Annotated in this window: 6 protein-coding genes and 1 tRNA gene; 4 read left to right on the top strand and 3 right to left on the bottom strand. The window is 67.9% G+C overall.

All coding sequences use genetic code 11. The features are described 5' to 3' along the window. Positions 1-18 precede the first annotated feature (18 nt). Together ACIBSV_RS28670 and ACIBSV_RS28675 are read left to right on the top strand one after the other, a co-directional pair. Positions 19-1,446, top strand: a complete 1,428-nt coding sequence (locus ACIBSV_RS28670; protein ID WP_395867947.1) for a hypothetical protein — start codon at positions 19-21, stop codon at positions 1,444-1,446. A 338-nt stretch (positions 1,447-1,784) separates the two neighbouring features. Next, on the top strand, positions 1,785-2,222 hold the full coding sequence (locus ACIBSV_RS28675; protein WP_395867948.1) for a helix-turn-helix domain-containing protein: 438 nt from the start codon (positions 1,785-1,787) through the stop codon (positions 2,220-2,222). Positions 2,223-2,424: 202 nt separating this feature from the next. On the opposite strand, the gene ACIBSV_RS28680 is transcribed toward ACIBSV_RS28675, so the two are convergent. Beyond that, a tRNA-Gly gene (locus tag ACIBSV_RS28680) sits at positions 2,425-2,495 on the bottom strand. Between the two features lie 156 nt (positions 2,496-2,651). On the opposite strand from ACIBSV_RS28680, the gene dcd reads away from it, so the two are divergent. Together dcd and ACIBSV_RS28690 are read left to right on the top strand one after the other, a co-directional pair. Continuing rightward, entirely contained in the window at positions 2,652-3,233 is a 582-nt protein-coding gene (dcd, locus tag ACIBSV_RS28685; protein WP_020557430.1) for a dCTP deaminase, read from the top strand. A gap of 165 nt (positions 3,234-3,398) precedes the next feature. Continuing rightward, complete coding sequence (locus ACIBSV_RS28690; protein ID WP_395867950.1) at positions 3,399-3,896, top strand: phosphoribosyltransferase; 498 nt, start codon at positions 3,399-3,401, stop codon at positions 3,894-3,896. Positions 3,897-3,999: 103 nt separating this feature from the next. Here ACIBSV_RS28690 and ACIBSV_RS28695 read toward each other — a convergent pair whose 3' ends face one another. Continuing rightward, the gene (locus ACIBSV_RS28695; protein ID WP_395867952.1) at positions 4,000-4,602 is read right to left on the bottom strand and encodes a bifunctional DNA primase/polymerase; all 603 of its coding nucleotides are present in this window, start codon (positions 4,600-4,602) and stop codon (positions 4,000-4,002) included. Positions 4,603-5,006: 404 nt separating this feature from the next. Next, positions 5,007-5,681, bottom strand: a complete 675-nt coding sequence (locus ACIBSV_RS28700; protein ID WP_395867954.1) for a Yip1 family protein — start codon at positions 5,679-5,681, stop codon at positions 5,007-5,009. Positions 5,682-6,413 lie beyond the last annotated feature (732 nt).

Consider the following 6,413-nt stretch of genomic DNA (forward strand, 5'->3'; position numbering starts at 1 on the left):
TTCCCGAGTGAGTGCGACGTGAACAACGAAAGTGGCTCTCGATTTCCCGAGATCTACGCGGCCACAACCCACCGCGCGGTCGCACGTGCCCTGAAGCGCCACCTCGATGAGATTTTCCAATTCTCGATGTCGCCAGAGTTTCATGTATTCGGGCGCCAAAATGATCTGGAGGCAGCCCTGGAAGCCGCCGGGGGCCGGGCGGCCGCCATTGCGTCGGATGGTCTGCTGGAAAGACCCGAGCTTCCATGGCGCGGCGATATCAGGACGCTTCATGAGATCACGGATGGGATGCTCCGAACGTCCGAATTGTTTTCGAAGGGCGCTCGCGGGAACATACTGCCGTTCAACATCTATGCATCGGATGGTGCCGATTGGGAGCAGAAAGATGGTGCTGTGACCCGGACTCTTTCAGCGGATCGTCCGGTGAAAGGAAGCGAGCACGCGAATTACGTCAACCTGGGTGTCTCAGTCGTCCTCAGCGACTATTGGACCAGCCCTGGACAACGTGAGGAGTTGCAGTCGCTCTCCCAGCGAGACTTGGATCCCAAAACCACGGCCATTCGGATCGGAGCTCACGAGATGGCGCATGTAATGGAGATGAATGCCCATCCCGAATGGAGAAATGCCGGCGTCCTTCCGGATTATCCAAATTCCATGTACGACGATCTCCGGGAAATCATCGGTGGGCAAATCGGAAAACCCGCCGGTCTGGTCACTCTCGAGGATCTGACCCAGGTGTTGTGGTACAGCCCGGGTATGACCGTGGCAGCCGACGAGGTACCCGCATACGCGGTGGACAACGTGGTCATGGAGGGCTCGGAGGCCAATTCCGCCAACGCCTACATCACCGAACGTCTCGGCAGCGCGATCGCCCCATTCAAGCCTGGAAGCGGGGCGGTTCTGCAGGAATGGCGCGGGCGGGCGCACACCCTGTCGGCCGCGCAGCATCAGTTGCACCGCGAACGCGCCTTTCCGGTGATGGGCCCCATGCCGGCGAATCGCAAGGCCCTCGCCCGCTCCGGCCGGCACGTGGCCCGACCGCACCAGCCCGCAGTCCGATCGCACCGGGACCCCGCACGGCGACCGACCCAGGGCCAGGCCGCGACAGCCGCTCACAGGACGAAGACGACGCCCGCGCCGGCTCGGGACCAGGCACAACCGTCGACCGCACGGGGCCCCGCCCCCACCGCGCCACCCCCGGCCGGGCGCAACGTCGCGTCGACGGCCGCCATCGAAGTGGCACGACAACACCAGGCGCAATCACCCGTGCCGTCCCGCCACTTGGACTTGGCCCGCCTGATCGGAGGCTCATTCGGCCCACTGTCGTCATCGCCGCCGGCTCCCCGCGTCCCCGCCCCTTCCTCCACCGCGCCCACCAACGCCCCCGCCACATTCCGCTCCGCCCCCCGACACCAGGACCCCACAACCCGCGACATCGGGCGCTGAAGCCCATCCCACACCTCTGACGGCCCAGAAACGCAGGCCGCATCAGGCAGTCCGCCCCGCCCGCAAACCGTCAGCCGACCTGCGCGCCCCACCCGCCCCTCCGCGCCTCAACACATCCACCCACCGCATAACCAACCGCTCACCGCGCATCCAACCCGCCCCCAGCCGCTGGAACTGGGCGGCCGGTGACGGTGGCTGGTGGCAAACCGGGAAGATCGACGGCCGCGACAGACGAGATGACTGACGGGGGCAGGACGATGACTGCGCGTGAGGCATTGCGTCGCAGGGCCGCGAAGGCCGCTGCCGAACCCGTCCCCGAGACGTCCCACGCGGACGCGATGACCACGGGCGAGGTCGAGGAGTTCGACCAGGCGTATGCGGAGGCCGCGCTCGCTGACGCGATGGCCCAAGCCGTTTACGACCGCCGCGTTGCACTCGGCTGGACGAAGGCAGAACTCGCCTGCCGTGTGGGGATGAACGAGCGGGTCATCCGCCGTCTTGAGGACGGCGGCCGACCGGTGACCCCACCAACACTGCTCCGACTGGGACGGGCCTTGGAAGGGCACTTCACAGTCGCATTGCTCACTGACAACTCGGTGGTGACCTTCGAACCGGCCACCCGCCGGGCAATCCGTTCGACGACTCGGTCGGCTTGTCACGCCCCCGCAACTTCAACGACGCGCGGAGGTCAATCCCTGCTGACCGGGCTCCCCCGCAAGCCTCCCAGCGCCACCACTGCCGGAAACACGGCGCATCGGCTCAGGGTAAATGTCTAACGGGCAAGGCCGGACGTTGCGTCGAAGGCGGCAGCGGCGCTGCCAAGCCGCTCCCCGACGTCATCGCGAAGCGGCTCAAAAAGCTTCAGGGCCGACATCGACGCGCATCCGGCACGGACCCCGCCCGCAAGGGCGTAGCGAGCTGAAAACGACGAAGGCCCAGGTTGCGGATCATGTCCGTGACCTGGGCCTAAGCCTCACGAGCGGGCGACGAGAATCGAACTCGCGTTCTAAGCTTGGGAAGCTCATGTTCTACCATTAAACTACGCCCGCATCAGGCGCCCCACGGGGAGCCCTGCTCCGTCACTCTACCGGATCGTCGCGCGTGGTCGCAGCACCGATTCGGGTGAGGGGACAGCGGGGATCGGAGGGGCGCGAGGGCGGTCGCGCGTTTGGGTGGATCCGGGTGGCTGCGATTACCCTTTCCCCGTGCTTCTATCGGACAAGGACATTCGCGCGGAGATCGACTGCGGTCGGGTTCGGATCGATCCCTACGAGCCGGCCATGGTTCAGCCGTCGAGTGTGGACGTTCGACTTGACCGGTTTTTTCGGGTCTTCGAGAACCACAAGTACCCGCACATCGACCCCGCCGTCGAGCAGCCGGATCTCACCCGCATGATCGAGCCGCCCGAGGGCGAGCCGTTCATCCTGCATCCCGGTGAGTTCGCGCTGGGCTCGACGTACGAGGTGGTGTCGCTGCCGGATGACGTGGCGTCGCGGTTGGAGGGCAAGAGCTCGCTCGGGCGGCTCGGGCTGCTGACGCACTCCACCGCCGGGTTCATCGACCCGGGCTTCTCCGGGCATGTGACGCTGGAGTTGTCGAACGTCGCGACCTTGCCGATCAAGTTGTGGCCGGGGATGAAGATCGGCCAGCTGTGCATGTTCCGGCTGTCGTCGCCGGCCGAGTTCCCGTACGGGTCCTCGGTGTACGGGTCGCGGTATCAAGGACAGCGCGGGCCGACCCCGTCCCGCTCGTTCAAGGACTTCCACCGGACGAACGTCCGCGACTAGACCGCACGACCGGGCGGCGCGACAAGACGGTGGCCGCCGAGACGGTGGCAGCCGAGTCGGCACCCGCAAGCGCAACCGCGTCACCACCCGAAACCGCAGCACCACCCGAGACCGCGTCGGCACCGCGACCGCGAACCCCCGAACAGAAGATAGGCATACCCGGACATGAGTGACGTGCGCGAAAACCTCACCTGGCCGCTCTTCGGTCAAGCTACGCGCGAGCTGGCCATGCAGGTCGCGGAGGACGGGTACGAGCCCGACATCATCCTGTCGATCGCCCGGGGCGGGGTGTTCGCGGCCGGTGCGCTCGCGTACGCGCTGGACGTGAAGAACCTGCACCTGGTCAACGTCGAGTTCTACACCGGGATCGGCACCACGCTGGACATGCCGGTCATGCTCGCGCCGGTACCGGACGTGGTCGACTTCTCCAACAAGAAGGTGCTGATCGCGGACGACGTCGCGGACACCGGCAAGACGCTGCTGCTGGTCCGGGACTTCTGCGAGGGCAATGTCGCCGAGGTGCGCTGCGCCGTGGTGTACGAGAAGCCGCAGTCGCTGGTGAAGTGCGAGTACGTGTGGAAGCACACCGACGACTGGATCAACTTCCCCTGGTCGGTACAGCCGCCGGTCGTCACCCGCCAGGGCCAGATCCTCGACGCCTGAGCCTCGACGCCCAAGCCTCGACGCCCAAGCCTCCACACGGCGAGCAACGCCCGAGCCCGCCGCGCGCGACCCCGCGCCGCCGCGCCTCAGCGCGCCCCGCGCCTCAGCGCGACTGCGTGCTGAACCGCATCAACGCCCCCAGCACGTCCACCGCCCCCGGCAGTCCCCGCTCGATCGGGTCCGGGGGGACCGCCCAGCGGGTCCGCCCGCCGCACGCGGTGGAGGATGGCGGGGCCGGTACGAAATGGCCGACCGCGTGGTGGCGGACGTCGAATCGGGCCGTGTCGTTGTGGTCGACCGTGTACCAGAACAGGTTGCGCGCGCCCGGGTCGACCAGGAACAACAGCCGCTCGTCGGGCAGATGCAGGACCGGCCCGAGGGGCAGGCCGACCACCTCGAGCTGGCGGATCGCCGCGTAGCCCACCTTCGCCGGAGCGTCCAGGACGTCGAACTCCAGGCCGCTCGCGAGCAGGACCGTGTACGGCTTGCTGCTCCACCACTCCCAGACGTCGTCGGTCGATCGAGTGGCCCGGGTCAGCCCGGGCTCCGCGGCCGGATGGGCGCCCGGGTCCGGGCATTCGGTGTCGCCGCACGAACATCGGCCGTCTTCGACGTAGGCACCGGGCAGGACGGGCCAACCCCGATCCACGACGTAGAAGAGGGCGGCGGCCTGAAGCGCAGCCCGGGTGCGTTGCCGCACAAGCATGTCCGTTCCGTTCCTCGCAACCGCGATTACGACGAAATGTCGAGCGCGGATAGGTGTACTTCTACGAGTACACCGCCCGAAACGGTTGCCGAACAGATCCGCAACGCGGCCTGACCGTGCCGCTTGTGGTCCACCCGGTCCACTGCCGGCACGCTTTGGCCGCCACCTGACCCGACGTCAGGACCGTGGCCCGCCCACCCCACGTCCGGCGAAGGGCCCCGCAGCCACCAGGCGACCGCCCCGCGAGCCATCCCCAACCATCGCCCACCCGCCACGCGAGCCGCCGAAGGCGCGCCGCCCGCCCACCGTCACAACACACCCGCCGCCGCGACGCCCCGCCACCGCAACGCCCGAAGCCCCGAAGCCACAACGCTCCGAAGCCCCGAAACCCCGACCCCGCAACCTCACGAAGCCAGCGGCAACTTCAGCACCAGCAGCAACGCGACCAACTCCACCGCCACACACCCCAGCGCGCGCGGCCACGGCAGTTCGTGCACGCGCGTCATCAGCATGGTCAACAGCCACGCGGTCAGCGCGAACGACGCGATGCCGATGGCGGCCACGATCGCGTTGTCGTCGGGCGCGAACATCGCGACCACCAACCGAGGCGCGTCCGCGATCCAGACCAGGATCATCGACAGCGTGATGAACGGTGTCGGCGACCCGTTCCCGCCGAACTGGGTCGCGAGCGCGTGCGACACCAGCCCGAGCAGCGCGCAGAACGCGGGCACGATGACGATCACCATGCCGAGCGCCGGCACGCTCGTGGCGAGCGTCGAGTCGACGATCTCCTTGCGCGACGCGTCGTTCGCGAACACCGCGAGCGCACCGCCGAGCGCGGACATGATCAGCGCCGGCCACCACACCGCCTGGTCGCGGACCGCGTCCATCGTGCGCAGCGGGCGCAGCGTGAGCCCACTCAGCACCTCTTTCCAGTGCAGGCGCCTCGGCGGCGGGCCGCTGAACTGCTGCGGCGGCTGCTGGTACGGCTGCTGCTGCCGAGGTGACACCGCGGGCGTGACCGTCGTGTACTCCTCGGGCGGCGCGCCGTAGATGTACAGGCTCGTCTCGTCCGGCAACGACAGCGGACCGTAGTTCGGATCACCCGAGCCACCGGATCCGGACCCGGACCCGGTACCGGACCCACCCGATCCCGAACCGCCATACCCGCCCTGCCCACCCTGAGGCGGCGGAGGCGGCGTCCCCTGTTGCCCGTACCCCGGCTGTCCAGACCCCTGCTGTCCATAGCCGGGCTGTCCAGACCCCTGCTGTCCATAGCCGGGCTGTCCAGACCCCTGCTGTCCATAGCCAGGCTGCCCATACCCGGGCTGTCCGTACCCCGGCTGCCCATACCCCGGCTGCCCATTGCCCGGTTGCCCATCCCCAGGCTGCCCGTACCCCGGTTGCCCGTTGTACGGGCCACCGCCGTACTGATCGCCATAAGCCCCGCCATGCTGAGGTGGGTAACCCTGGCCGGCAGGCGGGGGCTGTTGCCGGTACGGGTCGTAGGGTCCATTGCCAGTCACATCAATGACGGTACCGGCAGTTCGACCCCCTGCGTCGTCCCGGGAAGGTCGTAATTCGGGCACAAAAACCAAAGCCGAACCCGACCCGCGAAAAGCGATCGCCGCCGACCCCTCCAGGGGCCGACGGCGATCACGGCACGTGCGAAACCGGTCCTACTTCACTGCCGCGTCCGCCGGCACCTCATCCGCTGCCGGTGGTTCGGGGAGTTTGACCGATTGCAGGAGCAGTTGTGCGACGTCGACGACCCGGAGGTCTTCCTTGGCGTCGCCGGCCTGCTTCTTGGC

The organism is Embleya sp. NPDC050154, assembly GCF_044460165.1.
Classification (GTDB): domain Bacteria; phylum Actinomycetota; class Actinomycetes; order Streptomycetales; family Streptomycetaceae; genus Embleya.